The organism is Amycolatopsis sp. NPDC104587 (genome assembly GCF_055583645.1).
Genome location: NZ_JBVJNO010000023.1, coordinates 33,112 through 58,968, shown reverse-complemented (window position 1 = coordinate 58,968; position 25,857 = coordinate 33,112). Strand labels below are relative to the sequence as shown.

At 71.1% G+C, this 25,857-nt stretch carries 27 protein-coding genes and 1 pseudogene; 17 read left to right on the top strand and 11 right to left on the bottom strand.

The window, feature by feature from the left end:
• Positions 1 to 106: 106 nt before the first annotated feature.
• Positions 107 to 2,413: pseudogene (locus tag ACZ61C_RS45210) on the top strand (GH92 family glycosyl hydrolase); the annotation flags it as partial.
• A 214-nt stretch (positions 2,414 to 2,627) separates the two neighbouring features.
• A complete protein-coding gene (locus ACZ61C_RS45205) occupies positions 2,628 to 2,993 on the top strand; it encodes a DUF3817 domain-containing protein (protein ID WP_465314150.1) in 366 nt (121 codons plus the stop codon).
• A gap of 45 nt (positions 2,994 to 3,038) precedes the next feature.
• Here the strand turns inward: ACZ61C_RS45205 and ACZ61C_RS45200 are convergent, their stop codons facing one another.
• Entirely contained in the window at positions 3,039 to 3,539 is a 501-nt protein-coding gene (locus tag ACZ61C_RS45200; protein ID WP_465314149.1) for a MarR family winged helix-turn-helix transcriptional regulator, read from the bottom strand.
• A gap of 79 nt (positions 3,540 to 3,618) precedes the next feature.
• Between ACZ61C_RS45200 and ACZ61C_RS45195 the strand changes: the two genes are divergently transcribed.
• Entirely contained in the window at positions 3,619 to 3,924 is a 306-nt protein-coding gene (locus ACZ61C_RS45195) for a thiamine-binding protein (protein ID WP_465314213.1), read from the top strand.
• 13 nt (positions 3,925 to 3,937) lie between these two features.
• On the opposite strand, the gene ACZ61C_RS45190 is transcribed toward ACZ61C_RS45195, so the two are convergent.
• Positions 3,938 to 4,345, bottom strand: coding sequence for a hypothetical protein (locus ACZ61C_RS45190; RefSeq protein ID WP_465314148.1), 408 nt, complete (start codon positions 4,343 to 4,345; stop codon positions 3,938 to 3,940).
• A gap of 91 nt (positions 4,346 to 4,436) precedes the next feature.
• Between ACZ61C_RS45190 and ACZ61C_RS45185 the strand changes: the two genes are divergently transcribed.
• Positions 4,437 to 5,417: a tetratricopeptide repeat protein gene (locus ACZ61C_RS45185; RefSeq protein WP_465314147.1), complete on the top strand. Its 981-nt coding sequence runs from the start codon at positions 4,437 to 4,439 to the stop codon at positions 5,415 to 5,417.
• Between the two features lie 49 nt (positions 5,418 to 5,466).
• On the opposite strand, the gene ACZ61C_RS45180 is transcribed toward ACZ61C_RS45185, so the two are convergent.
• Entirely contained in the window at positions 5,467 to 6,903 is a 1,437-nt protein-coding gene (locus ACZ61C_RS45180) for a neutral zinc metallopeptidase (protein ID WP_465314146.1), read from the bottom strand.
• A gap of 130 nt (positions 6,904 to 7,033) precedes the next feature.
• Here ACZ61C_RS45180 and glgP point away from each other — a divergent pair, with 130 nt between their 5' ends.
• The 4 genes from glgP (at position 7,034) to ACZ61C_RS45160 (ending at position 11,610) form a co-directional block, all read left to right on the top strand.
• Positions 7,034 to 9,562: an alpha-glucan family phosphorylase gene (glgP, locus tag ACZ61C_RS45175; protein ID WP_465314145.1), complete on the top strand. Its 2,529-nt coding sequence runs from the start codon at positions 7,034 to 7,036 to the stop codon at positions 9,560 to 9,562.
• A 157-nt stretch (positions 9,563 to 9,719) separates the two neighbouring features.
• Positions 9,720 to 10,247, top strand: a complete 528-nt coding sequence (locus tag ACZ61C_RS45170) for a hypothetical protein (protein WP_465314144.1) — start codon at positions 9,720 to 9,722, stop codon at positions 10,245 to 10,247.
• Complete coding sequence (locus ACZ61C_RS45165; protein WP_465314143.1) at positions 10,214 to 10,489, top strand: Imm1 family immunity protein; 276 nt, start codon at positions 10,214 to 10,216, stop codon at positions 10,487 to 10,489. Before ACZ61C_RS45170 ends, ACZ61C_RS45165 begins: the two co-directional genes overlap by 34 nt.
• Before the next feature lie 134 nt (positions 10,490 to 10,623).
• On the top strand, positions 10,624 to 11,610 hold the full coding sequence (locus tag ACZ61C_RS45160; protein WP_465314142.1) for an LLM class F420-dependent oxidoreductase: 987 nt from the start codon (positions 10,624 to 10,626) through the stop codon (positions 11,608 to 11,610).
• Here ACZ61C_RS45160 and ACZ61C_RS45155 read toward each other — a convergent pair.
• Together ACZ61C_RS45155 and ACZ61C_RS45150 are read right to left on the bottom strand one after the other, a co-directional pair.
• Positions 11,607 to 12,002 (bottom strand): rhodanese-like domain-containing protein, encoded by a 396-nt coding sequence (locus tag ACZ61C_RS45155; protein ID WP_465314141.1) that lies wholly within the window; start codon positions 12,000 to 12,002, stop codon positions 11,607 to 11,609. The two genes, ACZ61C_RS45160 and ACZ61C_RS45155, sit on opposite strands and share 4 nt — an antisense overlap.
• Positions 11,999 to 12,544, bottom strand: coding sequence for a cysteine dioxygenase (locus tag ACZ61C_RS45150; RefSeq protein WP_465314140.1), 546 nt, complete (start codon positions 12,542 to 12,544; stop codon positions 11,999 to 12,001). Before ACZ61C_RS45150 ends, ACZ61C_RS45155 begins: the two co-directional genes overlap by 4 nt.
• Positions 12,545 to 12,879: 335 nt before the next feature.
• On the opposite strand from ACZ61C_RS45150, the gene ACZ61C_RS45145 reads away from it, so the two are divergent.
• The 7 genes from ACZ61C_RS45145 to ACZ61C_RS45115 all read left to right on the top strand — a co-directional run bounded on the left by ACZ61C_RS45145 (position 12,880) and on the right by ACZ61C_RS45115 (position 18,806).
• Positions 12,880 to 13,701: an ABC transporter ATP-binding protein gene (locus tag ACZ61C_RS45145; protein ID WP_465314139.1), complete on the top strand. Its 822-nt coding sequence runs from the start codon at positions 12,880 to 12,882 to the stop codon at positions 13,699 to 13,701.
• Between the two features lie 55 nt (positions 13,702 to 13,756).
• Positions 13,757 to 14,536 (top strand): enoyl-CoA hydratase/isomerase family protein, encoded by a 780-nt coding sequence (locus ACZ61C_RS45140; RefSeq protein ID WP_465314138.1) that lies wholly within the window; start codon positions 13,757 to 13,759, stop codon positions 14,534 to 14,536.
• A gap of 4 nt (positions 14,537 to 14,540) precedes the next feature.
• Positions 14,541 to 15,506, top strand: coding sequence for a class I SAM-dependent methyltransferase (locus tag ACZ61C_RS45135; RefSeq protein WP_465314137.1), 966 nt, complete (start codon positions 14,541 to 14,543; stop codon positions 15,504 to 15,506).
• Positions 15,507 to 16,667 carry a class I SAM-dependent methyltransferase gene (locus ACZ61C_RS45130; RefSeq protein WP_465314136.1) on the top strand — a complete coding sequence of 387 codons (1,161 nt, stop codon included), beginning with the start codon at positions 15,507 to 15,509 and terminating at the stop codon, positions 16,665 to 16,667.
• A gap of 81 nt (positions 16,668 to 16,748) precedes the next feature.
• Positions 16,749 to 17,513, top strand: coding sequence for an HAD family acid phosphatase (locus ACZ61C_RS45125; protein ID WP_465314135.1), 765 nt, complete (start codon positions 16,749 to 16,751; stop codon positions 17,511 to 17,513).
• Between the two features lie 65 nt (positions 17,514 to 17,578).
• Positions 17,579 to 17,959: a DUF427 domain-containing protein gene (locus ACZ61C_RS45120; protein ID WP_465314134.1), complete on the top strand. Its 381-nt coding sequence runs from the start codon at positions 17,579 to 17,581 to the stop codon at positions 17,957 to 17,959.
• A gap of 1 nt (position 17,960) precedes the next feature.
• Positions 17,961 to 18,806 (top strand): LysR family transcriptional regulator, encoded by an 846-nt coding sequence (locus ACZ61C_RS45115; protein ID WP_465314212.1) that lies wholly within the window; start codon positions 17,961 to 17,963, stop codon positions 18,804 to 18,806.
• A gap of 1 nt (position 18,807) precedes the next feature.
• Here the strand turns inward: ACZ61C_RS45115 and ACZ61C_RS45110 are convergent, their stop codons facing one another.
• Together ACZ61C_RS45110 and ACZ61C_RS45105 are read right to left on the bottom strand one after the other, a co-directional pair.
• On the bottom strand, positions 18,808 to 19,782 hold the full coding sequence (locus ACZ61C_RS45110; RefSeq protein WP_465314133.1) for a chitinase: 975 nt from the start codon (positions 19,780 to 19,782) through the stop codon (positions 18,808 to 18,810).
• Positions 19,783 to 19,896: 114 nt separating this feature from the next.
• On the bottom strand, positions 19,897 to 20,595 hold the full coding sequence (locus ACZ61C_RS45105; RefSeq protein WP_465314132.1) for a DUF2306 domain-containing protein: 699 nt from the start codon (positions 20,593 to 20,595) through the stop codon (positions 19,897 to 19,899).
• 138 nt (positions 20,596 to 20,733) lie between these two features.
• On the opposite strand from ACZ61C_RS45105, the gene ACZ61C_RS45100 reads away from it, so the two are divergent.
• On the top strand, positions 20,734 to 21,639 hold the full coding sequence (locus ACZ61C_RS45100) for a TetR/AcrR family transcriptional regulator C-terminal domain-containing protein (RefSeq protein WP_465314131.1): 906 nt from the start codon (positions 20,734 to 20,736) through the stop codon (positions 21,637 to 21,639).
• Positions 21,633 to 22,151: a GNAT family N-acetyltransferase gene (locus tag ACZ61C_RS45095; RefSeq protein ID WP_465314130.1), complete on the top strand. Its 519-nt coding sequence runs from the start codon at positions 21,633 to 21,635 to the stop codon at positions 22,149 to 22,151. The genes ACZ61C_RS45100 and ACZ61C_RS45095 overlap by 7 nt, the downstream gene beginning before the upstream one ends.
• 3 nt (positions 22,152 to 22,154) lie before the next feature.
• Here ACZ61C_RS45095 and ACZ61C_RS45090 read toward each other — a convergent pair whose 3' ends face one another.
• The 4 genes from ACZ61C_RS45090 to ACZ61C_RS45075 all read right to left on the bottom strand — a co-directional run bounded on the left by ACZ61C_RS45090 (position 22,155) and on the right by ACZ61C_RS45075 (position 25,808).
• A complete protein-coding gene (locus ACZ61C_RS45090; RefSeq protein ID WP_465314129.1) occupies positions 22,155 to 23,576 on the bottom strand; it encodes an FAD-dependent monooxygenase in 1,422 nt (473 codons plus the stop codon).
• A 10-nt stretch (positions 23,577 to 23,586) separates the two neighbouring features.
• Complete coding sequence (locus ACZ61C_RS45085; protein ID WP_465314128.1) at positions 23,587 to 24,159, bottom strand: PadR family transcriptional regulator; 573 nt, start codon at positions 24,157 to 24,159, stop codon at positions 23,587 to 23,589.
• Between the two features lie 13 nt (positions 24,160 to 24,172).
• The gene (locus ACZ61C_RS45080) at positions 24,173 to 24,628 is read right to left on the bottom strand and encodes a MarR family winged helix-turn-helix transcriptional regulator (RefSeq protein WP_465314127.1); all 456 of its coding nucleotides are present in this window, start codon (positions 24,626 to 24,628) and stop codon (positions 24,173 to 24,175) included.
• Positions 24,629 to 25,013: 385 nt separating this feature from the next.
• Entirely contained in the window at positions 25,014 to 25,808 is a 795-nt protein-coding gene (locus ACZ61C_RS45075; RefSeq protein ID WP_465314126.1) for a hypothetical protein, read from the bottom strand.
• Positions 25,809 to 25,857: the final 49 nt, after the last annotated feature.

The window sequence follows — 25,857 nt, the reverse complement described above, 5'->3', positions numbered from 1 at the left end:
TCTCTCCCCCCCCCCCCCCCCACCCCACCCCCCCCCCCCCCCCCTCCCCCCCCCCCCCCCCCCCCCCCCCCCCCCCCCCCCCCCCCCCCCCCCCCCCCCCCCGGCCGGCGGGGACGCCCTGGACGCCGTCAACACGTTCATCGGCACGCAGGACGAGGGCAACACGTTCCCCGGCGCGTCGGCGCCGTTCGGGATGACGCAGGTCAGCCCCATCACCTCGCACTACGCCGGCTACCGCTACACCGACACGGCCATCCGCGGCTTCGGCCACTTCTTCCTGTCGGGCGCGGGCTGCTGGGAGCAGGGCGGCCTCGTCTCGACGCTCCCGACGACCGGCGAGATCGGCCCGGGCAAGGCGTTCGACACGACCAAGCCCGCCACCTTCGACCAGACGAAGTACGCGGCGCCGTTCACCCACGACGGCGAGGTCGGCAAGCCCGGCTACTACAAGGTCCACCTGACCGGCTACGGCGGCGTCGACGTCGAGACGACCGCGGCGACGCGCGCGGGCGTCGAGCGGTACACCTTTGTGAAACCCGGTGATGCCAACGTATTCGTCAACGTAGGGCAGGCCAACGACAAGGAACCGGTGACGGGCAGCAGCATCCGCGTCGTCGACGACCGGACCGTCGAAGGAACCGTGGAGTCGCAAGCCTTCTGCGGTGGCAAGGCCTACACGACGTACTTCACGACGAAGTTCGACAAGCCGTTCAAGACGTTCGGCACCTGGTCGCCGACCGGCGGCGCCCCCGGCAGCCGTTCTTCCGAAGGCGGTGCGGGCCTGCGTGGCGCGTGGCTGTCGTTCGGCGGCGCGGGCCAGGTCACCGCGACCACGGCGATCTCGCAGGTGGACGCGGCCGGGCCCCGGGTGAACCTGGCGGCCGAGCACGTCCGGTCGTTCGACTCCGCCAAGGCGGACGTCCAGCGCACCTGGCGGCACGAGTTGTCCACTGTGGACATCAAGGGCGGCACGACCGACGACCGCACGGTCTTCTACACCTCGCTGTACCACGCGCTGCTGCAGCCGTTGACCGCGAACGACGCCGACGGCCGCTACTACGGCTTCGACAAGAAGATCCACCGCGCGGTCGGCTGGACGTACTACGACTTCTTCTCGCTGTGGGACACCTACCGCACGCAGAACCAGCTCCTGGCGCTGCTGCGGCCGGACCGCGCTCGTGATGTCGCCAAGAGCATCCTCGCCATCCACGACCAGGGCGGCTGGCTGCCGCGATGGGCGTACGCGAGCCAGGAGACGAACACGATGACGGGTGACCCGGTCACGCCGTTCCTCGTGGACCTTTGGCGGTTCGGGGCGCTGTCGGGCAACGAGATGCGCGCCTACCAGGCGTTGCTGCAGAACTCGACGCAGATCCCGCCCGCGTCGTCGCCGTTCCAGGGCCGCTCCGGCAACGCGAGCTACCAGCAGGACGGCTTCGTCCAGTACGACCCGAACTTCCCGAAGAAGGGGCAGGACACCGACCCGAGCCACGGCGCTTCGGCCACCCTGGAGTACGCGCTCGGTGACTGCTCGCTGTCGGTCATGGCTGCGGCGCTCGGCAAGAAGTCCGACGCGGCCGCGTTGAAGCAGAAGGGCCGGACCTACCGGACGCTGTGGGACTCGTCGCAGACCGACCGCGGCTTCGACGGCTTCTTCCGGCCGAAGGTCGCCGGCGGCGACTGGTTCAGCCCGGCCGGCAAGCCGTACAGCCCGCAGAGCCAGGACGGCTTCCACGAGGGCACGGCCTGGCAGTACCAGTGGCTGGTCCAGCAGGACGTCCCCGGCCTGATGCAGCGGATGGGCGGCCCGGCGAACACCGGCAAGCGCCTGGACGACTTCTTCGCCTACGACGAGCTGGTGAAGAACCCGGCGACGGCCGTCCGGGAGAACTGGGTCGTCGGCCCGTACGACTACTACGACCAGTTCCGCTACAACCCGAACAACGAGCCGGACCTGCACTCGCCGTGGATGTACGCACTCACCGGCCAGCCGGCGAAGACGTCGACGGTCGTGCGGGCGGCGCACACGCTGTTCACCAACGCGCCCAACGGCGTCACCGGCAACGACGACCTCGGCACGATGTCGGCGTGGTACGTCTTCAGCGCGCTGGGGCTCTATCCGGCCGTCCCAGGGACTGGGAACTTCGTGCTCAGCTCGCCGCGCTTCGCGAAGTCCGTGCTGCACCTGGAGAACGGGCGGGACGTCACGATCAAGGCGCCCGGCGCGGACGGCTCGAAGCTGCAGTACGTCTCGGGGCTCGAGGTCGGCTCGAAGCCGAGTGGCCGGGTGTATGTCAACGTGGACCAGCTGAAGCGTGGCACGACGCTCGACTTCTCCTTGACTGCCGATGTCGCGACGGCGACCTGGGGCACCTCGCCCTCCGCAGCACCGGTTTCCCCGTGTTCTGACTAGATAGTGACGCTCACGAACGTGGTCCGGACCACAGTGGACCACGTTCGTGAGCATCGTCACGGGCCCCGGTGTTCCCGTGAGGGCCATCACGCCTCACACTGGTCTCAGCACGTCCGACAGCGCCGTTGACGTCCACAGGCAGTCCGCCTTGGACGGTGCGTCGGGCGTTTTCTTATGTCACGAAAAACGTGGTGAGACCCCACAGGAGGAAGAAGTGTCCAGCAAGGCCGCTCTAGTTTTCCGCGTGGCCGCAGTCGCCGAAGCCCTTTCCTGGGCGGCGCTGCTTGTCGGGATGTTCCTCAAGTACGTCGTGCACTCCTCCGGTGAGGGCGGCGTGCCCGTCATCGGCATGGTGCACGGCGTGATCTTCGTCCTCTACGTGGTCGTCTCCCTGTCCGTGGCGAAGCCGCTCGGCTGGCGCCCGAAGACCCTGCTCTACGCCCTGCTCGCGAGCATCCCGCCGCTGTTCACGTGGCTGTTCGAGAAGTGGGCGCTGCGCAACGGCAAGCTCGACGGCCCGCAGCGGCTGTCCCACGGCGGGGTCGGCCTGTTCCAGGTCAAGGAACCCGTCGCCGCCTGATCCCAGCAGATGAGAAGGGCCCGCGCTTCGGCGCGGGCCCTTCTTCTATTCGGTGAAGTCGCCTGTCGCGCGACGCACCTTCGTCAGCAGGTCGGTCAGCTGCTCGGTCTGCCGGTCGGTGAGCCCGGACAGGCCGAAGTCGATCGCCGTGACGGCCTCGGTGGCGGACTCGCGGCGCTTGCGGCCTTCGCTGGTGATCTCGACGAGCGTCGTGCGGCGGTCGGTCGGGTGCGGGACGCGCTTCACGAGCCCGTCGCGCTCCAGCCGGTCGACTATGTTGGTGACACTGGTGGGGTGCAGCTGGAGCCGCTCGCCCATCACCCGCATCGGCAGGCTGTCGCTGCGGGCGAAGGTGAGCAGCACCAGTGCTTCGTACCGGGCGAAGGTCAGGCCGTGCGGCTTGAGCGCGCCGTCCACCGCGGACTGGATGATCTGCTGGACGCGCATCACGCCGGTCACCGCGGCCATGGTGCCGGAGGGCCCGATCCGGTCCTCCCAGAGCTGCGCCGCGCGGGCGATCGGGTCGAACGGCAGCGGACGGTTCATGACACGCGAAGTTACCAGCGGGTACCGGCGGGTGTCGCCCGACCGGCGGAAAAGAACACCGAAGAAGGGACTTCCGAGCATGATCGTCGCGTTCAGCGTGAGCCCGTCCGGCGGGGAGCCCGACGGCGGAGTCAGCGAGGCCGTCGCCCGCGCGGTGAAGGTGGTCCGCGAATCCGGGCTGCCCAACTCGACCAACGCGATGTTCACGAACATCGAGGGCGAGAGCTGGGACGAGGTGATGGACGTCGTGAAGCGCGCGGTCGAAGCCGCGGGCGAGGGGTCGGCGCGGGTCGGGCTGGTCCTGAAAGCGGACATCCGCCCCGGCTTCTCCGGTCAGCTGGAGGCCAAGGTGGACCGCATCGAAGCCCACCTCCGCGAGGACTGAGCCCCGCTGGGGATCAGGGGAGTGGCGGGGTGAAGGCGACCGTCCAGCGGCCGTCCTCGCTCGTCACGTTCAGCGCGTAGCTGAACGGCCTGCCGTCGCCGAGGGCGCCCTCGATCGTCGCGTGGACGGGGGCCGCCGCGTCCGGGCCGAGGGCGACGCGGACGTCGTGCACGCCGTGGTCGGCCAGCACCGCGACGTAGTCCTTCGCGAAGTCGTCGCCGCCGGAGCCGGGGTAGTCGACGAGGCCGGCGAAGGCGTCCGCGTCGTGGCCGGACAGCGCCGACGCGAGCTTGTCGTGCAGCTCGCCGGGGGAGGCCGCGCCCGGGTCCGGCTCGTGCACGATCAGCAGGGTCACCGCGCCGATCCAGGCGACGGCCGCCGCGATGGACAGGCCCACCTTCACGTCACGCCGGATGTGCACGGGCCGAGCCTGCCCCACCCGGCGCCGTCCTGCCAAGCGGACGGGCCGGGCACCCGGTGAAACGTCCCGGCGCGCGTGCCAGGATGGAAGCGTGACACAACCACGCGGATCTGCAGCGAAGTCAGCGGCCCTGTCCGCCGCCCTTTCCGGCGCGGTGGACCTGTCCGCGCTCAAGGCCCGCGCCGAAACGGCGCGCAAGCAGCCGGCCCCGCCCGCCGGCCCGGCCGGCGGGGACGGCCCGCCGCCGCCCGCCCCCGGCTCGTCCGAGGCCGTGATCGACGTCACCGAAGCGACCTTCCAGACCGAGGTCGTGGAGCGGTCCCTGCACCAGCTGGTGATCGTCGACCTGTGGGCCGAGTGGTGCGGCCCGTGCAAGCAGCTGTCGCCGGTGCTGGAGCGGATGGCCGCCGAGTCCGGCGGCGCCTGGGTCGTGGCGAAGGTCGACGTCGACGCCAACCCGCGCATCGCGCAGCTGTTCGGTGCGCAGTCCATCCCCACGATCGTCGCCATCGGCGGCGGCCAGCCGGTCGACGCGTTCTCCGGCGCGCTGCCCGAGCCCGAGATCCGCAAGTGGATCAACGCGCTGCTCGACGCCCTGCGCGACAAGCTCCCGTCGATCCGCGAGGCCGAAGCGGGCGGAGCGGGTCCGGTCGAGGAGCCCGAGGACCCGCGCTTCACCGAGGCGGAAGAGGCGTTCGAGCAGGGCGACTTCGCGGCGGCGCAGGCGGCCTACGAGCGCATCCTGGACGTCGAACCGGCCAACGAGCTGGCGAAGAACGCCCTGGCCCAGGTCAAGTTCACGGCCCGAGCCGAGAACGCCGACCCGGAGGCCCGCACCAAGGCCGACGCGGACCCGGCCGACCTGGCGGCCCAGCTCGACGCGGCCGACCTGGACATCGCGTCGAACGACGTCGAGGCGGGCTTCAAGCGCCTGATCGACACGGTCCGCCGCACGGCGGGCGAGGACCGCAACAGGGTCCGCGAGCACCTGGTGGCGCTGTTCGACCTCTTCGACCCGGCCGACGACCGTGTCATGAAGGCTCGCCGCGATCTGGCGAGTGCGCTCTTCTAGACCGCACGAAAAAGGCCCCCACCACGCGGTGGGGGCCTTTCTCAAGCCCTCAGGCGTACTGCTTCGAGCAGACCGACGAGCCCTCGAGGTACCCGCGCCGCAGCGACTCGACGCGGTCGAAACCGCTGTCCGGGCGCTTGCCGTTCACGTCCGCCGACACCAGGCTCTCCGGCTGCAGCAGGTCCGCGATCGCCTCGTCGAGGTCACCCGCGGACAGCCGCAGGTCGCCCGGGCGGTTCGTGAACGCGGCCCACGCGCCCACCAGGCACGCCGTCCGCAGGCCGGCGTTCGGGTTGTCGATCGACGCGCCGACCCCCTTCTGGATCCCCAGCGCATACCGCGAAGCGACCTCCGAGAACGCCGCGAAGTCGCCCATGCCGCCCGGGTCCTCGCCCTTCATCTCGGCCTCGCGGTCGATCGGCTGGGCCAGCTGCGCCAGCTTCGCCAGGTCGATGCTCACCGTGTTGTCGGCCGGGCAGTACGACGCCGGCGGCGTGGTCTGGCAGCTGCCGCCGTCGGTGATCTCCGGGGCCGCCACCCCCGCGCCCTTGAACGCCTCGTCGAGGCTCTTCTTCAGCAGCTCGACCGCCTGGTCGGTGAACTTCGCGTCGCCCTTGCCGGTGTCACCCTTGTCGAACGGGCGCTCGGTCAGCCGGGCCTTGACGTTGTCGGTGTTCATCGCCGCGCACTCCTTCGGGCCCTTTTCGAACCCGGCCTGGAACGCGAAGGTGCGGTCGAACGCCGTGCCGTGCGCGCCCTTGTCGGCGGCGCTGGTGCCCGCCTGGTCGCGGATCAGGAACATCGACGCCATCACCTGGTTCAGGCCCTCGGACGTCGACACCCGGTAGTACTTGCTCTTGTCCTCGGCGACCCAGCGGAAGTAGCCGCCGGCGAAGCAGTCGGCCTGCTGCTCCTTGACCACGGTCGGGGTGCTCTTCGTGATGCCGGCCTTGTCACCCAGCCGGTACTGGACGGCGTGGCCGAACTCGTGCGCGAGCACGACGACCACCGACATCGGCCCGAACCGCTGGCGCAGCATCGGCAGCAGCACCCCGCGGTCCCACGCCACCGAGTCGTCGACCGGGCAGTAGAACGCGTTCACGAGCTTCTTCACGCTGCCGCAGCCGGTTTCCTCGGTGTCGGTCTGCGCGTCGTAGGACAGCAGCGACTTCACCGGCTCGAACTGCTGCCCGAAGTCGGCCCGCAGGTGCTCGCCCCAGTACGTCTGGACGTCGTCGATCGCGGCGGTGGCGAGCTTGTCGTCCTCACCGCCGTCGGCGTTGCGGACGTCGAGGCGCGGCGTCGGCGCGTCCGGCTTGAGGCCGCTCTCGAAGTGGGTCACCGGGAGTCCGGAGACCGATCCGGCGCCGGTGTCCTTGGCCGGGTCCCCGCTCGCGCTACCGCCCTTGCTGTTGCACCCGCTCACGGCCACGGCCACGACGGCCAGCAACGCGACCAGCGCGCGCCGTCCTCCCCCTGGGATCATCTGCTCACTCGCTCTCGTGCCCACCCGTACCGACGGCCAGGACCCTACCCAGGGCTTACGGGACGCGTGCGCGTTATCCCCGAACTACTCCCTGCGCAGGCCGGGCCGTGGCCCGATATCGTCGCTTCCCATGCGTGCAGTCCGCCGGTTCACCGTCCGCGCCAGTCTCCCGGAGTCGCTGTCCGGCCTGGGCGCGCTGGCCACCAACCTGCGCTGGACGTGGCATCCGCCGACGCGCGACCTCTTCGCGTCGATGGACGCCGAGCTGTTCAACTCCGTGCGCGACCCGCTGCGCATGCTCACCGCGCTGCCGCCGGACCGCCTCGACGAGCTCGCCGTGGACGACGGCTTCCTCGAGCGCGCCCGCGCCGCCGCCGCGGACCTGGAGACCTACCTGTCGGAGCCGCGCTGGTACCAGGAGCGCGACGAGGAGAACCTGCCGCCGGCCGTCGCCTACTTCTCGATGGAGTTCGGCGTCACCGAAGCCCTGCCGAACTACTCCGGCGGCCTCGGCGTGCTCGCCGGCGACCACCTCAAGGCCGCGTCCGACCTGGGCGTGCCGATGGTCGGCGTCGGGCTGCTCTACCGCAACGGCTACTTCCGGCAGTCGCTGTCGCTCGACGGCTGGCAGGTCGAGCACTACCCGGTCATCGACCCGAACGCGTTCCCGCTCGAGCTGCTGACCGCCGGCGGGCGCCCGGTGCTGATCGGCGTCGCGATGCCGGGCGGTCGCGAGCTGTGCGCGCAGATCTGGCAGGCCCGCGTCGGGCGCGTCCCGCTGCTGCTGCTCGACACCGACACCGAGGCCAACGACGACGACCTGCGCGGCGTCACCGACCGGCTCTACGGCGGCGACGCCGACCACCGGCTGCGGCAGGAGATCCTGGCCGGCATCGGCGGCTTCCGCGCCGTCCGCAAGTACTGCGAGCTGACCGGCCACCCGCAGCCCAAGGTGTTCCACACGAACGAGGGGCACGCGGGGTTCCTCGGCCTCGAGCGCGCCCGCGAGATCGTTCAGGCCGACGGCCTCGCGTTCGACGAGGCCATGCCGGCCGTCCGTGCCGGGACGCTCTTCACGACGCACACCCCGGTCAGCGCGGGCATCGACCGGTTCCCGGTGGACCTGGTGCAGCGCTACTTCTCCGACGGGCGCCTGGTGCCCGACATCGACCCGCGCCGCGTGCTCGCGCTCGGCGCGGAGGACAACCCCGGGCTGTTCAACATGGCGCACATGGGCCTGCGGCTGGCGCAGCGCGCGAACGGCGTCTCGCAGCTGCACGGGCGCGTCACGCGCAAGATGTTCTCCCGGCTGTGGCCCGGGTTCGACCACGACGAGGTGCCGATCTCGTCGGTGACGAACGGCGTCCACGGCCCGACCTGGGTGGCGCGCGAGCTCAGCACGCTGCTCGGGCGCGAGTGGGGCCTCGACGTCGGCGAGGGCCCGCTGCGCGCCGGCGTCTCCGACGCCCAGCTGTGGGAGCTGCGGCGCGAGCTGCGTGAGAAGCTGGTCCACGAGGTGCGCCGCCGGGTGCGCGCGGCGTGGCTGCAGCGCGGCGCGTCTCCGCTGGAGCTGGGCTGGGTGGACTCCGTGTTCGACCCGGACGTGCTGACCGTCGGGTTCGCCCGCCGCGTCCCGACGTACAAGCGGCTGACGCTGATGCTGCGCGACCCCGAGCGGCTGCGCACGCTGCTGCTGCACGAGGACCGGCCGATCCAGGTCGTCGTCGCCGGCAAGTCGCATCCGGCCGACGAGAACGGCAAGCAGCTGATCCAGCAGATCGTCCGGTTCGTCGACGGCGCCGACGTGCGGCACCGGATCGTCTTCCTGCCGGACTACGACATGTCGATGGCCCGGTACCTGTACCGCGGGTGTGACGTCTGGCTGAACAACCCGGTGCGCCCGCTCGAGGCGTGCGGGACGTCGGGCATGAAGTCGGCCCTGAACGGCGGCCTCAACCTCTCCATCCGCGACGGCTGGTGGGACGAGTGTTACGACGGCAGCAACGGCTGGGCGATCCCGACCGCGGACGGCGTCGCCGATCCGCTGCGCCGCGACGACCTCGAGGCCGCGGCGCTGTACGAGCTGCTCGGCCAGCAGATCGCGCCGCTGTTCTACGACCGCTCGGACGGCGGCGTGCCGACCGGCTGGCTGTCGATGGTGTGGCACACGCTGGAGACGCTCGGCCCGCGGGTGCAGGCGTCCCGGATGGTCCGCGAGTACGTCGACAACGGGTACCTGCCGGCGTCCCGGATGGTCGCGGCGGCCACGGGTGACGGCTACCGCGGCGCGCTGTCGCTGGCGGACTACCGCACCAAGCTGGAGGTGTCGTGGCCGCGGCTGCGGATCTTCGACTCGGAGCTGCTGGTCGAGGCGACCGAGCCGCTGGTGGTCGGCACGGAGGTGACGATCCGGGCGCGCGTCGACCTGGCCGGCCTCGATCCGTCCGAAGTGGACATCCAGGCGGTGGTCGGCCGCGTCGGCGACGACGACGAGCTGCGCGACGCGGTCACGGTCCCGATGACCGACGACGGCATCGGCGCGTTCGCGGCCCGCCTGAAGCTGCCGAGGCCGGGCTCGATCGGGTACACGGTGCGGGTGCTGCCGAAGCACGGCCTGCTCGCCGCGCCGGCCGAGCTGGCGCGCGTTGTGCTGGCCTGACCTGGAGTGGAGGAGAATGCCGCGCTTCTGCGCCTCGCCCGACAGAAGATCGCACAAGCTTTGCGGCAGTTGACCGGAGCACGGGGAACTCTGCGCGACGTGGCCGACGCCATCGGGTCGACCGTACGGGGGGACTCGGACCGCCGAGGCTGCCGGCTTGGCCGACAGCTATCTGACGGCGAGCGAGGATGTGGAACGGATCGCCGATTCCGTCGGACGAGCCGACGAGGCGGTCGCTGGATACCTCGACGACTTGGGATTGGCCCGCAACGAGCCGGAGGTCAGGCCGGACCTCCGGCCCGGCGACCAAGTCGAGCCGGCTGCCGATCCGAAGCACGGTCCGCTGTCCGAACCGCCCGTCGTTCGGGCGCTCCGCCGTGAGCTGCCTCCTCCGGTTCAGGTCGGGAGGGGCCAGAAAACGCATGGACGCTGGCTGGTCACCGGGGCAACCGACCCGGCCGAGGCGAGACCGCTGGTCAGCGGCAAACGAAAAACCGACGAAACCGATCCCGATGATCCGACCTTTGCCGAGGTACAGGCCTACTACGCGGGCCATACGGACAGCCCCGTGGCAGTGGAGACGATGGCCGAGCTCGACACTGTGCTCGATGCCGTGGCGGGACTGGAAGGTCCCAGATCGCTCAGCTCTGGGTGGACGGTGATCGGCTCAAGCCGAACCTCATGATCGGTCTGCACGGAGACCGAGGGGTTTTGCGCTACGCGGACTCCGAACAGGCACACTGCGGCTCCGGTGGTGCGTTCCCGCTGCCGGAATGGGGTGAGGTCATCTACTACCTCGCCACCGGGGAGTTCGAGTTTCCCGACGACGCCGAACTCCCCGAGGCCGACGTGCGTAAGGCTGCCCGCGAGTTCGTGGAGTCCGGCGGGATGCGTCCGGACTCCGTCATCTGGGAACCGGAAGGCTGACGAGGGCGGAGCGACGGTGCACTGTCTTTCCTGGCCCGAGGGGCAAGCTGTGCTGGCCTGACCTGGAGTTACTCCAGCCCGGCGCGGCCGGAAATCACAGCGCGCGCGGCCGTGGGCGGCGTTATGTTGGCCGCATGCGCTTCGGAATCTTCGTCCCGCAAGGCTGGCGGATCGACCTCGCCGGCATCGATCCCGCGGACCACTGGAAGACCATGCTCGGCCTGGCGAAGCACGCCGAGGCCGGGCCCTTCGAATCGATCTGGGTCTACGACCACTTCCACACCGTGCCCGTCCCGACCGAGGAGGCGACGCACGAGGCGTGGTCGCTGATCTCGGCGTTCGCCGCCGCGACCGACACCGTGCGGCTCGGCCAGATGTGCACCTGCATGGGCTACCGCAACCCGGCCTACCTGGCGAAGGTGGCCGCGACCGCCGACCTCATCTCCGGCGGCCGGGTCGAGATGGGCATCGGCGCGGGCTGGTACGAGCACGAGTGGCGGGCCTACGGCTACGGCTTCCCCGGCGCCGGCGAGCGGCTCGGCCAGCTCGACGAAGGCGTGCAGATCATGCGCGACCTCTGGACGACCGGGAAGTCCACACTGGACGGGAAGCACTATCAGACCGACGGCGCCATCCTGCGTCCGTTGCCGCCGCAGGAAGGCGGCATCCCGCTGTGGATCGCCGGTGGCGGCGAGAAGAAGACGCTCAAGATCGCCGCGAAGTACGCGAAGTACACGAACTTCGCCGGCGACCCCGAGACGTTCACCCGGAAGTCCGAGATCCTCGCGCAGCACTGCAAGGACGTCGGCACCGACTTCGACGCCATCGTCCGCTCGGTCAACCACAACATCGTCATCGGGGCGACCGAAAAGGACGTCCAGGACAAGCTGGCCTGGCTGAAGTCCCACCTGGACAAGTACGTCCCGGCCGACGCCGCCGAGCGCTGGCACGGCGTCTTCGCGAACAGCCCGACCACCGGCACGCCCGAGCAGGTCACCGAGAAGCTGGCCGAGCTGGGCGAGCTCGGCATGTCCTACGCGATCTTCAACTTCCCGGAAGCCGCGTACGACCGCTCCGGCATCGACCTGTTCACCGAGCAGGTCGCCCCGGCGCTCGCCTAGGGCACCGCGGGGCTTCCGCCGGTCTGCACGGGCAGGCCGGCGGAGGCCCAGGCGCGGAAGCCGCCTTCGAGGTCGGTCGCGTTGCGCAGGCCCAGCCGTTGCAGGTCGGCCGCGGCCAGGCTCGACGAGTACCCCTCGTTGCAGAGCACGACCACCGTCGCGTCCGGGGTCACCGAGGGCAGCCGCCATTCGCTGTCCGGCGCCAGCCGCCACTCCAGGTGGATCCGCTCGACGACCACCGCGCCGGGGATTTCGCCCTCGGCCTGGCGGTTCGCGAAGGGCCGGATGTCGACGAGCAACGCGCCCGCCTCCTGCAGCTCGTGAGCCCGCGAAGGGGACACCCGCTCCAGACCGGACCGGGCCTTCTCCAGGAAGGTGTCGATGGCGCTCATCGCTGGACGATAGCGGGCAACGGCGGGATTTCGGCCGGGACGTCGGCGAGGCTCTCGTAGTTGCGCGTCGCCACCAGCGGCGGCGAGTACGCGTGGATGCTGGCCGCGGGCCGGTCGCCGAGGCCGGTGACCTGGTGCGCGCGGCCGGCGCCGAAGCCGATGCCCTGGCCGGGGACGTGCGTGCGGCGCCGGACCGGGCCGCCGGGGTAGCGGTACTCCTCGCCGAGCTCACCCTGCAGCACGGTGAACGAGCCGGACGCGCCGCCGTGGTCGTGCGGCCTGGTGTGCTGGCCGGGCAGCCACGACAGCAGCCACAGCTCGACGCCGTCGGTCAGGGCCAGCCGGGCCCACCAGCGGCGGTCTTCGTCGAACCGCAGGATGCTCCGCAGGTTCGCGGTCAGCTCGGTGGTCACGGTGGCGGTCAGGTCGGCCAGCTCACGGGGTGTCCATAACAGCCGCGACGGGTGCAGCAGGTCGGGCAGCAGAGGGTCGGTCAGCTGCGGGTGGATCTCGACGGGGGGCCGGACGAGGGACGTGGTCAACGCGGGTGCTCCTCGGACGCGAAGTGATCGGGACGGCGGGGGCAGCACGGCCCGGCCGTCCACGGCGCCGCCGAGGGCGCGCGGGATCAGCCGAGCGGTGCCCGGGTACACCCGGCGGACGCGACCAGGAGCAGGTCGATCGCACGACGGCGCCAGAACGACCCCCGGGTGACCGAGGTGACGGGCGCGTCGGCTGTCATGCTCTCGATCCTGCCACAGCACGCGCGCGTCCGACACTTCCCGACTGCGCTGTTCCACCTCGTGGAACCCGCTCCGACCTGCCGGTTCGCCGTCTCACCCGGGCGGGTGCGCACGCGCGCGCGACGGCAGACAGAATGGGGTTCGTGAGCGAGCCGATCCAGCCCAGCGAACTTGACGATCTCGTGGTCCGGATGGCCGGTGTCGGCGTCCGCCGGGGGACCAACGACCTCCTCGCCGGTCTCGACTGGAGCGTGGAGCTCGACGAGCGCTGGGTGGTGCTCGGGCCGAACGGCGCGGGCAAGACCACCCTCCTGCGTCTCGCCGCGGCCGAGCTGCACCCGACCACCGGCGAGGTCGACCTGCTCGGCGAGCGGATCGGCCGGGTCAACATCTTCGACCTGCGCCCGCGCATCGGCTTCACCTCGGCGGCCATCGCCCAGCGCGTGCCGGGTGACGAGCTCGTCAAGGACGTCGTGGTCAGCGCCGGCTACGCGGTGCTCGGGCGCTGGCGTGAGGAATACGACACCCTCGACACCGCCCGCGCGAGCGAGCTGCTCGACGCGATGGGCATCGGCAACCTCGCCGAGCGCACCTTCGGCACGCTGTCCGAGGGCGAGCGCAAGCGCGCGCTGATCGCCCGCTCGCTGATGACCGACCCGGAGATGCTGCTGCTCGACGAGCCGGCCGCCGGGCTCGACCTGGGCGGCCGTGAGGACCTCGTCGCGCGGCTCTCCGCGCTGGCCCTGGACCCGGACGCGCCGGCGCTCGTGCTGGTCACCCACCACGTCGAGGAGATCCCGCCGGGGTTCACCCACGCGTTGCTTCTCCGCGACGGCCACGCGGTGGTGTCCGGGCTCGTGGACGACGTCATCACCAGCGAAAACCTGTCGAAGACGTTCGACCAGGACCTCGTCCTGGAGCGCTCCGGCGATCGCTTCTTCGCCCGTCGTCGCTAAGCTGTCGCTTACCGACCGGTAGCGTGCTGGCAGATCGTCAACGAGGAGGATGGGCGTGGGAGAGTTCGTAACCCTTGAAGTCAAGGACGGGGTCGGCACGATCCGGCTCGACCGCCCGCCGGTCAACGCCCTGAACGCCCAGGTCACCGCCGAACTCGCCGAGCTGGCGAAGGAGGCAGGCGAGCGCGACGACGTCCGCGCGGTGATCCTCTACGGCGGCGAGAAGACCTTCGCGGGCGGCGCGGACATCAAGGAGATGGCCAGCCGGACCTACCCCGAGATCGCCAAGTTCGGCGCGAACCTCACCGGGACGCTGGCCGCCATCGCGAACATCCCGAAGCCGGTCGTCGCGGCCATCACCGGGTACGCACTCGGCGGCGGCCTCGAGCTCGCGCTGACCGCGGACCGCCGCGTCGCCGGCGACAACGTCAAGGTCGGCCAGCCCGAGATCCAGCTCGGCGTCATCCCCGGCGCGGGCGGCACCCAGCGCCTGGCCCGGCTGATCGGGCCGAGCAAGACCAAGGACATCGTCTACACCGGACGGTTCGTCAAGGCCGAAGAGGCCCTCTCCCTGGGGATCGTCGACGAGGTCGTCGCCCCCGACGACGTCTACGCGGCCGCGCACAAGTGGGCGTCGCAGTTCGCGAACGGCCCGGCCGTGGCGCTGCGCGCGGCGAAGGCCGCCATCGACGGCGGCCTCGACACCGACCTCGCGAACGGGCTCAAGCTCGAGTCGCACCTGTTCGCCGCGCTCTGGGCGACCGAAGACCAGCGGAACGGCATGAAGTCGTTCATCGAAAACGGGCCCGGCAAGGCCACTTTCGAAGGGAAATGACGCCTTGACCGACGTGAACGACCCGGCCCCGAACCCGCACGCCACCGCCGAAGAGGTCCAGGCGGCCTACGCCGACCCGAAGCTGGCGAACGTGCTGTACCACGACTGGGAAGCCGGCACCTACGACGAGAAGTGGTCGATCTCGTACGACGAGCGCTGCATCTCCTACGCCACCGACGTGTTCAACGCCGTGGCGGGTGACGACGGTCAGCCCTACCAGCACGCGATGGAGCTGGGCAGCGGCACCGGGTTCTTCCTGCTGAACCTCATGCAGGGCGGCGTCGCCAAGAAGGGCTCGGTCACCGACCTCTCGCCCGGCATGGTCCAGGTCGCGCTGCGCAACGCCGAGAAGCTCGGCCTCGACGTCGACGGCCGGGTCGCCGACGCCGAGCGCATCCCGTACGAGGACAACACGTTCGACCTCGTCGTCGGGCACGCGGTGCTGCACCACATCCCGGACGTCCAGGCGGCGTTCCGCGAGGTGCTGCGCGTGCTCAAGCCGGGCGGCCGGTTCGTGTTCGCCGGCGAGCCGACGAAGATCGGCGACTTCTACGCCCGCAAGCTCGGCCAGTTCACCTGGTTCCTCACGACCCGCGTGACCAAGCTGCCCGCGTTGAGCGGCTGGCGACGTCCGCAGTCCGAACTGGACGAGTCCTCGCGCGCGGCCGCGCTGGAAGCCGTGGTCGACATCCACACGTTCGACCCGTCGGAGCTGGAGTCGTGGGCCCGCGGCGCCGGCGCGCAGGACGTCCACGCGGTCACCGAGGAGTTCGCCGCGGCGCTCGCCGGCTGGCCGATCCGGACGTTCGAAGCCGCGGTGCCGCAGGAGAAGCTGACCGTCCGCTGGCGGTTGTTCGCCTACAAGCTGTGGCTGCGGCTGTCCGCTGTGGACAAGAAGCTGCTGGCGAAGATCCTGCCGCGCGAGCTGTTCTACAACGTGATGATCACCGGGACCAAGCGGCCGTCCTGAGTGGGCTATTCCTTCAGCCTCGGCGACGTCGCCTACCTGCGTTCCGGCGCGGGTGTGGCGGCGCTCGCCGAGGTTTCGTCGTTGCCGCTGACCGACCACATCGCGTCCGTGGCCGCCGTGCGCCGCGTCGCGGGCGAGGAGTTCGCGGCCGCCGTCCTGGAAACGGTGCTGCTGCGGCGTAAAGCCGTGTCCAAAGTGGATGCCGAGGGCTGGCTGTTCACCTCGGACGCGCTCCAGCAGGCGAGCGCGGCACCGGTCGCGCGGCACCGGGCGTCGCGGCTGGCGGGGCTCGACGTCCACGACGTCACGTGTTCGGTCGGCGCGGACCTCGTCGAGATCGCGCGGGTGGCGCGGCGCGCGCTCGGGTCCGATCTGGACCCGGTCCGGCTGGAGATGGCGCGGCACAACGGGATCGTCGCCGGTGTCGCGTTCGGACTCGCCCGGGCTGACGCGCTGCGCCCGGTCAGTCGTGACGGTGTGGTGGTCGCCGACCCGGCCCGTCGCGACTCCGCGGGACGCCGGGCGTGGAAACCCGCGGACTTCGCCCCGCCACTGGACGGGCTGGTCGAGGCGTACCCGGGGCGTCCGCTGTCGGTGAAGTGCGCGCCGGGCCTGGACTTCGCACTCACGCCGTGGGCCGACGAGGTCGAGCTGGTGTCCCTCGACGGCCAGGTCCGCGAGTCCTGCCTCTGGCGCGGCCTCGGCACCGGCGTCACCCGGCGGGCGACGGTTCTCCGCTCGGACGGGACACAGTGGACGGTCACCGACGCCGAGCCGGACGAACTGCCCACCCGGGAGCCGGGGGAGTGGATCGTCGACCCGGACGGCGCTGTGGTTCGCGCCGGACTGGTCCGCCACTACGCGGCGCGGCACGGGTTGTGGCAGCTGGACGAACGCATCGCGTACCTGACCGGGGACACCCCGCCGCCGGGCGTGCGTGCGTTCCGCGTCCTCGAACACGGGCCGTACAGCGAAAAGTCCTTGAGGGCCGTCCTCAAGCGACACGACGTCGGGCGGCTGGAGATCCTCGTGCGCGGCCTCGACGTCGACCCGGATGCGTTGCGTCGCAGACTGAAGCTGCGCGGCGAAGCGGAAGCTTCGGTGGTTCTGACGCGGATCGGCCGCGCGCCGGTGGCGTTCCTCTGCCGCGCCGAAAGGTGAACGGAAACTTTCGAGGGGTGGAACTCCGGGTGAACGTGACGTAGGTTCCCCGAGTCGTCAAATCTGCTCTGGAGGGTCGCCGTGTCCGGAAAATGGTCAGGTCTCGTCAAGCTCGCCGCCGCCGCGGCCATCGGCGCCACGGTCGCCTCGGGGGCCACCGCGCTGGCCGGCTCGGACGACGCGACGGCCGCCCGCTCGAAGGAACCGGCCAACATCGGCCAGGTCAAGAACGACGTCAAGGCCTACTACGGCGACTACCTCGACGCCGCCGGCAAGCACCACTACTCCGACACGAGCCGGTTCGTGAAGGACACCAACCGCGTGGTCACCGACGCGAAGCGTTACCTGCAGCAGCAGCTGGGCCGCGTGAAGAACCCGGCGATCGTGCTCGACGTCGACGACACCGCCGAGGTCACCTACGGCTGGGAGGCCGACAACGACTTCGGCTTCGACCCGGTCAAGCAGCAGCAGGCCATCGACAACGGCACGTTCACCGCGAACAAGCCGGTGCTGGAGCTGGCCAACTGGGCCGTGCAGCACGGCGTCAAGCTGTACTTCCTGACCGGCCGCAACGAGCTGCAGGGCCCGCAGTCGCTGAAGAACCTGGCCAACGAGGGCTACCCGGCCCCGGCCGGGGCGTTCTTCAAGCCGAAGGTGACCGCGCCGGACTACCTGCCGTGCGGGCTGACCTGCACCACGGTCCAGTACAAGTCGGGCACGCGGGCGCACATCGAGACGACCGGCGCGCACATCGTCCTCAACGTCGGTGACCAGTTCAGCGACCTCGAAGGCGGCTACGCCCTGCGGCCCACGAAGCTGCCGAACCCGATGTACTACCTGCCCTGATCCGCTGGAATAACCGCCGGGTCCCGGGTGCTGGTCTGAGTACACGACCTTTTCGAGGAGCTGACATGCCGGAGAAGAAGGTGCTGGTCCCGGGCCCGGACCACCCGATCACCGTCGAGCCGACCCAGGCCCGCGTGGTGGTCAAGGTGGGCGGGCGCGTGGTGGCGGACAGCCGCAACGCGCTGACCCTGCAGGAGTCGACCTACCCGGCCGCGCAGTACATCCCGCTGGCGGATGTCGACGCGGATGTGCTGGAGCGGACCGACCACGAGACGTACTGCCCGTACAAGGGTGACGCCAGCTACTACAGCCTGAACGCCGGTGACGTGAAGGCGGAAAACGCGATCTGGACGTACGAGAAGCCGTACGACGCGGTCGCGGCGATCAAGGACCACGTCGCGTTCTACCCGAACGTCGTGGACTCGATCGAGCTGGTCGAGGACTGACCTGGACCTCGACCTGCTGCGGACGTTCCTCGCGGTCCACCGCGCGGGCTCGCTGACCGGTGCGGCGCCGTCGCTGGGCTTGTCCCAGCCGACGGTGACCGCGCAGGTCAGAGCCCTGGAGGAGCAACTCGGCCAGCAGCTGTTCGTCCGGCGCGCCCGCGGCGTGACGCCGACACCGGTGGCCGACGAGCTCGCGGCCCGCATCGCCCCGCACGTGGACGCCCTCGCGGGTGTCGCGCTGGGCCCGGCGGACCCGTTCGCGACGCCGGTCCACCTGGCGGGCCCGGCCGAGCTAACCACGGCTCGGGTCCTGCCCGCGTTGGCGAGCTTGGTCGCTTCCGGTCTCCAGCTGCGGGTGAGCTTCGGCCTGGCCGACGACCTCCTGGCCGGCCTGACGCAGCGACGCTACGACCTGGTCGTCTCGACGATCCGCCCCCGGGGCCGCGGCCTGGCGGCGACACCGCTGACGGACGAGGAGTTCGTCCTGGTCGGCCCCCGCGACTTCACCGGCGACCCGCGGACCGCGCCGCTGGTGGCCTACGCCGAGGACTTGCCGATCATCCGCCGCTACTGGCGTTCGGTGCTGGGCGTCCGCCCGCCCGCGGGGTCCGCGGTGGTGGTGCCGGACCTGCGCGGTGTGCTGGCGTGCGTGCTGGCCGGGTTCGGCGTGAGCGTGCTGCCTCGGTATTTGTGTGCGGCGGAACTGGCGTCGGGCGAGCTGGTGGCGCTGCTGGACCCGGCGGAGCCGCCGATCAACACGCTGTTCGTCGTGACCAGGGCCGAGCCGAGCCGGGCGGGGCCCGCGGCAGTGCGTGACGCACTGCTCGCGGACGCCGCCCGCTGGTGACTCAGCCCATGTAGCCCGCGAAGATCTTCGCGAACTCGTACTTCGACTGCGGCACGTTGGTGCACTTGTAGAGCGCGCCGGTGCACGCGTTGGCGTCGCGGCCCGCTTCCCAGAACGACAGCATGCCCAGGTGGACGGTCTTCGCGAACGCGACCAGCGCCTTCGCGTCCTTCTGGTAGAAGATCTCGTTCTGCGAGTCGTTGACGCCGATCATCGGGGTGACGCCGACCTTCTTCCACGCCGCCGCGTCGCTGAGCCCGTAGAGCGACTTCAGCTGGGCCTGCGTCGCCTTGGCCGCGGAAATCGCCTTCGCGCCCTGGTCACCCGCGCCCTGGTAGTAGTCCATCGCCATGATGTTGACCAGGTCGAGGTTGACGCCGGCGTCCTTGGCCGCCTTGACGACGTTGAGCCCGTTCGCGTCGAGGCCGTTCGGCAGCACCGGCAGGGTCAGCGAGATCTTGAGCCCCGGGTTGTTGTTCTGCAACGTCTTCAGCGCCTGCGAGCGGCGCGTGATCGACGTCGGGTCCGCGACGGCCGCCCCTTCGATGTCGAAGTCGGCGTACTTCAGGCCGTACGCCTTGACGACGGCGTCGTACTCGGCCGCGACCTGCGCCGACGTGCTGCACGCCTGGGCCAGCTCGATGCCGGACGCGCCGCCGAAGGAGATCTTGACGTCGCCGCCGGCGTTGCGGATCTTGGTGATCTCGTCCTTCTGCCACGCGGTGCGCGGGTCGTAGGCGCCGAACCAGCTGGCCTTGCAGCCGTAGGAGTTGACGAAGGCGAGTGTGAAGCCCTTGACGCCGCTCGCGGCGGACATCGCCGAGAGGCTGGGCGTCGGCCACGCGCCCATGTCGACGTAGGGCCCGACCGGGATCGGGGAGCCGGCCGCGGCGTCCGCGGGCGCGGCGAACCCGGTGGCCAGCACGGCCAAACCGCCCAAAGCGGCCAGGAGGGGACGGAAACGGGGTAGACGCATGGGGGACCTCCACGACGACGAGCGCGGCGGCGGGAATTCCTGTCCTGATTGGTATAGACCATTAATGTGGTCCGGACCATAGGCCGTTCGGGGGCATGACCGCCGGTGACGGGCTCAGGCGCGCCTGCGCCCCCGCTCCAGCCACCACTGGGTGACCAGCAGCGGCACGACCCAGCCCGTCCACGTCGTGATCCCGGCGATCGCCTGGCCCATCGCCAGCTCGCTGCCGCCGAACGTCGTGTCCAGCTGCGGCGCGAAGACGACCGCCCAGACGATCCCCCAGATCCGGTTGCTGATGATGGACATGCAGAGCGCGAAACTGCGGATCATCCACCGCCGGTGCTCACCGAAGCGCCGGGCGCGCGCCATCCGGTAGCCCTGCACGGTGCAGCCGAACCAGAGCAGCGCGAGCAGGACGTTCGACACGGCCCCGATCGGCCCGAACGGCGCGGCGAGCGCGATGGCGAACCCCGCGATCGACGCCGGGATCGCGCCGGCGAAGACGTACACGCGGCCCGTCCGGCGGTGCACCACCGGATGCTTCCGGCGCAGCCACGGCCAGATCTGCAGCGAGCAGGTCACCATGGCGATGGTCGCGAAACCGATGTGCGTGACGAGCACCGGGTAGTACCAGCCGACCCCGTCCGGCGCCGGGATCCGCGACTCCGCCGGGTCCAGGCCGAGGTAGGGCGGGAGCGAGTACACCAGGAACACCGTGACGAGCAGCCCCAGCGGGAACACCCACGGGCGGCGCCACCACGGCGTGGCGCGCCGGGCGTCGCCGATGCTCGCCGGAGTCTCGGTCGTGGTCATGGCATCCCCCTTGGTTAGTACGCTGTATCGGCACCGTATTGACCAGCGGAATCCTGCGGCAATCCTTGGCTCCGACAATGGGGGAGTACCCTGAAACCGTTCTAGGTCCCGGGGTGAAGTGTTCTAGTACGGATCGAGGTGTTCGTGGCCGAGCCGGCGCCCTACCTGCGGATCGTGGCGGACCTGCGTCGCCGGATCAACGCGGGCGAGCTGCGGCCGGGCGACCGCGTCCCGTCGACCCGCGCGCTGGTCCGCGAGTGGGGCGTCGCGATGGCGACCGCGGCGAAAGCGCTCTCCGCGCTGGGCGAGCAGGGCTGGGTGCGCGCGGTGCCGGGCAGCGGCACGGTCGTCGCCGAGCGGACCCCGCAGAAGACGCCGCTGGGCCGGGCGGCCCTGGTGCGCGCGGCGATCGCGCTGGCGGACACCGAAGGCCTGGCCGCGCTGTCGATGCGCCGGCTGGCCGCCGAGCTGGGGGTCGGCCCGATGGCGCTGTACCGGCACGTGCCGGACAAGGACGAGCTGCTCCGCCTGATGGCCGACGCGGCGCTGGGGGAGGCCGAGCTGCCGGAGCCGGGCCCGCCGGCGTGGCGGCCCCGGCTCGAGCTGGCCGCCCGCGCCCAGTGGCGCACCTACCGCCGGCACCCGTGGCTCGCGCCGATCCTGCTGAACTCGCTGGTCCGCCCGCCGGTCCTGGCCGCCGGGCTGCGGCTGGTCGACTGGTCCCTGCGCGCACTGGCCGAGTCGGGCTTGCGGCGCCGGGTGAAGCTGCAGGTGGTCATGACGCTCAACGGCTGGGTCGGCGGCCTGGCCGTGAGCAACGCGTTCGAGGTCGCGGCCGAGCAGGACACGGGCATTTCGGGCGACCAGCGCCTGGCGACGGACATGGCGCTGCTCGCGGGTTACCTGGAGTCGGGCCGCTTCCCGGTGCTGGCGGAGGTGATCACGGGCGTCGAAGACGTCGATCTCGACGAGGCGTTCGAGTTCGGCCTGCGCCGCCAACTCGACGGCATCGCGGTGCTGCTGGAAGACTCCCGCCGGTGCTGATCACCACGGAACGCCTCACGCTGCACGCGTGGTCCGAAGACTTCTTCGACGACCTGTTCGCCCTGGCCCAGCTGCCGGAAACGGTCCGCTACGTGGGCACGGGCGAGCCGTGGAGCCACGAGTACACGCTCACCAAGCACCGCGCGACGCTCGATCACTGGGTCACTCACGGTTTCGGCTGGTACGCGGTGTCGGCGGGCGCGGATTCCTTCGATGGTGTGGTGTCCTTGGTCCGCCGGAACGCGACGGAGTCGGGCTTGGGCGCCCCGGCGGTGGAGATGGGCTGGTGGATAGCCCCCTCGGGCTGGGGCTGTGGTTACGCGACGGAGGCGACGACGGCGGTGCGGGACCACGTGTTCGCGTCCGGGTTCGCGGAGCGGTTGCTGGCGGTGTACGAGCCGGTGAACGCCGCGTCGGCGCGGGTGGTGGAGAAGCTGGGGTTCAAGCCGCACAGCAAGTTCACGCTGGACGGCCGGGTGGAGCAGCGGGCCGTTCTGGAACGCTCGCGCTGAGGCTCAGACGTGCGCCGGGACATCCCCCACCCACCGCTGGACAGCCTCGGCCAGCCCGGCATCCCCGGCCCCGGCCATCCCAACCCAAGCCACATGCCCGTCCGGCCGCAGCAAAACCGCGTCGAAGTCCAAAGTGGACGAAGAAGCCGCCACCACCAAGACCCCTGGAGCCCAACCCTCGAACCTCCCGGCGAGATCCACCAGCACCGGCCGCCCCGGATGCAGCAGCGCTGCCAGGTGTGTCGGGCGGCCCGCGACCGTCAACGGCACGTCCGGCGCCATCCGCCCCAGCCAAGCGTGTTCGCCCGGCTCGTAACACGCGTCCAACCCGGTGACGATCTCCGCCAGCGCGCGGTTCCCCGCCGGGTGCGCGGCCACCCGCCGCAGGAGGTCGGCCCAGGGCTCCTCCGGCGCCGCCTCCTCCACCGCCACCTGGGCCCGCGTGTTCGCCAGGATCCGTTCCCCCGCGGCGTGCCGCTCGGCGTGATACGTGTCCAAAAGCCCGGGAGGCGCCGTCCCCAGCACCGTCGCCGCCAGCTTCCACCCCAGGTTGAAACTGTCGTCGAGCGCGACGTTGACCCCGATCGCCCCCGCCGGCGGGTGGATGTGCGCCGCGTCGCCCGCCAGCAGGACCCGGCCCTCCCGGTAGCGCGAAGCCAGCCGCGCCGCGTCGCCGAACCGGGTCAGCCACCGTGGTTCCCGCAGCTCGACGTGCCGGCCCAGCACGGCGTCGACCTGCGCCTGGAGCAGCGACAGCGGCACCGGCGCGTACTTGTCCGCCGGTGGCTCGTCCTCCCGGACGACGATCCGGACGTACCCCGGCCGCGGGATGACGAACACCGTCCGGCCGTCCGGACCGGCCGAAACCCCGTACGGCAGCTCGCATTCGACGTCGCCGAGCAGCGCGAACCACCGCGCGTCGACACCGGGGAAGCCGATCCCCGCCTGCTTGCGCACGGTGCTCCGCCCGCCGTCGCACCCCACGAGGTACCGGGCCCGGATCTCCCGTCCACAGTGGATCAGGACGTCGTCCGTCGACTGCGTGAACGACCGCAGCTCGTGGCCCCGCAGCAGCTCGGCGCCGAGGTCGAGCGCGCGTGCCTCCAGCACCTCCTCGACGCGCGTCTGCGGGATGCCCAGCGAAAACGGGTGGTCGGTCGCCGTGCCGTCGAGCAGCAGGGGGCCGGGCAGTCCCGTGACCGGCGCGTGCGGCACCTGGTGGCCTTCGGCGACCAGGTCGCCGGCCAGCCCGCGCCGGGCCAGCAGGTCGAGCGAGCGCGCGTTGAGGTTGAACCCGCGGCAGTGCGGCGGCCGCTCGGGATGGCGTTCGACGACCGTCGTGCGCACGCCGGCCAGCGCGAGCTCGGCGGCGAGCAGCAGGCCGGCCGGGCCGGCGCCGGCGATCAAGACCTCGGTTTCGAGCACGTTCTTCCCCTCAGAAGTGTTCGGGCCACGGCAGGGAGCCGGACCGGATTTCGGCGACCGTGCGACGCGCCCACTCGAGCTCGGCCCGCCACGCGTGCCGGACGAACTCGACCTCGATCATGAACAGCCGCGGCGCCCCTTTGCCGACCGTTTCCTCGAGCGCGGTGTCCGCGCCTTCGATGCGTTCGGCGAGGTGGCGTGCGCGTTCCTCCAGCGCGTCGGCGGCGCGCTCCGGGCCGAGCGCGCCGAGGTAGCTCACCGCCGCGACGAACTTCGGGTACTCCGCGACCGGTTCGCGGACCAGCTCGTCGAGCCAGGCGACGAACTCCTGGCGGCCGAGCTCGGTGTGCGCGTAGACGGTCCGCTCCGGCCGGTTGCCGTCCCGGACCGTCTCGACGGGCTCGATCCAGCGGTGCTTCGCCAGCGCCTCCACGGTGTCGTAGAGCGAGCCGGGGTTGATCTTGAAGCTGCTGTCCTTATAGCGCTCGCGCAGCGTGGACGCCATTTCGTACGGGTGCATCGGGCGTTCCAGCAGCAGGCCGAGCAGGGCCAGCGCGAGCGTGTTGCGGATCTTGCGTGACACTGGTCGCTCCCTATTAGTCGGTTCCGACTATATGGTGGCCGTCAAGCAGGTTGCCGACGCAGGTGCGCAACAGCCCGGCCAGGAAGCGTCGCTGGTCGCCCGACAGGTCGCCGAGCATCTCTTCCTCGGCCTCGGCCACCAGGTCGTCGGCCGCGTGCAGCTTCGTGCGGCCGGACGGCGTCAGCGCCACCGGCAGTGCCCGTCCGGTGGTCGCCCGTTCGGCCACGGTGACCAGGCCGGCCGTCCGCAGCCCGCCGAGGACGTCCCGCAGCGACTGCCGGGTGACAAACGTGACCCGCGCGAGCTCGGCCGACGACGCGCCGGGGTGGTCGGCGAGCGCGCGCAGCACGGCGTACTGCGACATCGACAGCTCCAGCGGCCGCAGGCGGTCGGTGCAGGCCTGGTGCAACGCCTGCTGGGCGCGTTTCAGCAGGTAGCCGGGCCGGTCGCCGGTCGGGGCTTGGCTCATGACAGGAACCTTACACATACTGGAGATGTAAGGATCCTGACATAAAGGAGGACTCATGGCGACCGCGACCATCACCGCCGGGGCGGATCTGGCCACCCTGGTCAACGTCTTCACCGTCGACCCCGAGCGGCAGCGGGAACTGGTCGACGTGCTGGTCAAGGCCACCGAGGACGTCATGCGGCACCGGCCGGGCTTCGTCGCGGCGAACCATCCACGCCGGCGTCGAAGGCACGCGTGTGGTCAATTACGCGCAATGGGAGAGCGTGGACGCGTTCCGCGCGATGCTCGCCGACCCGGCGTGCCAGGAGCACATGCAGGCCGCGCTGGCGTTCGCGACGGCCGACCCGCAGCTCTACACCGTCGAGTCTGTGCACCACAGCTGACGTCAGCGCACGTCGAGCGCCGTCACCCCGGAGACGTACCGGCCGCCCTTGACGTCCCCCAGCGGCACGAGCCGCGGCAGGGCCAGCGGGACACCGTCCTCCACCGTGGACAGCAGCAGCGGACGGCCGCCGGTGCGCTCTTCGGCGAGCGTGACGGCCGCGCCGTACCCGTCCTCGCCGACCGCGACCACCGCCGTGTCCGGCCGCGGGAGCACGCCGGCGACCAGCAGCACCAGGGCCAGCGACGGCCCGGTCTCGGTGTGCGTCTGCCGGCCGGTGCCCGAGCCGAAGGACGCGGTCACCGTGCGGGACGGCAGGTGAGCCAGCAACGCCGGCGGCAGCGTGACCGACCGGTGCGCGGTCGTGATCCGCACCGCGCGCTCGGCGGCGGTCGCGGCGGAAACGGCCACCTGTACGCGCCGGACGTCCCGGACACCGCGGCTGCGGTCCCGATCGCCCGGCACGACCAGATTGATCCCATGATCGGTCGTCAGGACGGCGGGGTGGTTCCCGAACGCCGGGTCGAGCTCCGCAAGCGCGAAGGTGACCGCGCGGTGCGCCGAGCCGGTGACGGTCAGCGTGACCCGCAGCGCGGTGTTCTTCCCGGGTGGCAGCACCGGCGCCGCCGCGGCGACGAGCTTGGCGAGGTCGCCGCCGGAGGCCTTCAGCTGCGAAGCGGTGTACGACGCCGGAGTGGCGACCGCGCCGTCGATCGTCACCGTCCGGGTCGACGCGCCGGCCGGCGCGACGGTTCCCGCCAGCAACGCGGCGGAAAGGGCGAGCACACGGAGCAGCATCCGGCCTCCTCGGGTCCGCAGGTGCGGAACGAACGCCGAATTCTAGCCG

Coding starts and splice junctions, on each gene's coding strand:
- ACZ61C_RS45080 (WP_465314127.1), bottom strand. CDS start 24,628: ATGAGCCAAGCCCCGACCGGCGACCGGCCCGGCTACCTGCTGAAACGC.
- ACZ61C_RS45145 (WP_465314139.1), top strand. CDS start 12,880: ATGGGGTTCGTGAGCGAGCCGATCCAGCCCAGCGAACTTGACGATCTC.
- ACZ61C_RS45195 (WP_465314213.1), top strand. CDS start 3,619: ATGATCGTCGCGTTCAGCGTGAGCCCGTCCGGCGGGGAGCCCGACGGC.
- ACZ61C_RS45180 (WP_465314146.1), bottom strand. CDS start 6,903: ATGATCCCAGGGGGAGGACGGCGCGCGCTGGTCGCGTTGCTGGCCGTC.
- ACZ61C_RS45075 (WP_465314126.1), bottom strand. CDS start 25,808: ATGCTGCTCCGTGTGCTCGCCCTTTCCGCCGCGTTGCTGGCGGGAACC.
- ACZ61C_RS45155 (WP_465314141.1), bottom strand. CDS start 12,002: ATGAGCGCCATCGACACCTTCCTGGAGAAGGCCCGGTCCGGTCTGGAG.
- ACZ61C_RS45105 (WP_465314132.1), bottom strand. CDS start 20,595: ATGACCACGACCGAGACTCCGGCGAGCATCGGCGACGCCCGGCGCGCC.
- ACZ61C_RS45120 (WP_465314134.1), top strand. CDS start 17,579: ATGCCGGAGAAGAAGGTGCTGGTCCCGGGCCCGGACCACCCGATCACC.
- ACZ61C_RS45110 (WP_465314133.1), bottom strand. CDS start 19,782: ATGCGTCTACCCCGTTTCCGTCCCCTCCTGGCCGCTTTGGGCGGTTTG.
- glgP (WP_465314145.1), top strand. CDS start 7,034: ATGCGTGCAGTCCGCCGGTTCACCGTCCGCGCCAGTCTCCCGGAGTCG.
- ACZ61C_RS45200 (WP_465314149.1), bottom strand. CDS start 3,539: ATGAACCGTCCGCTGCCGTTCGACCCGATCGCCCGCGCGGCGCAGCTC.
- ACZ61C_RS45160 (WP_465314142.1), top strand. CDS start 10,624: ATGCGCTTCGGAATCTTCGTCCCGCAAGGCTGGCGGATCGACCTCGCC.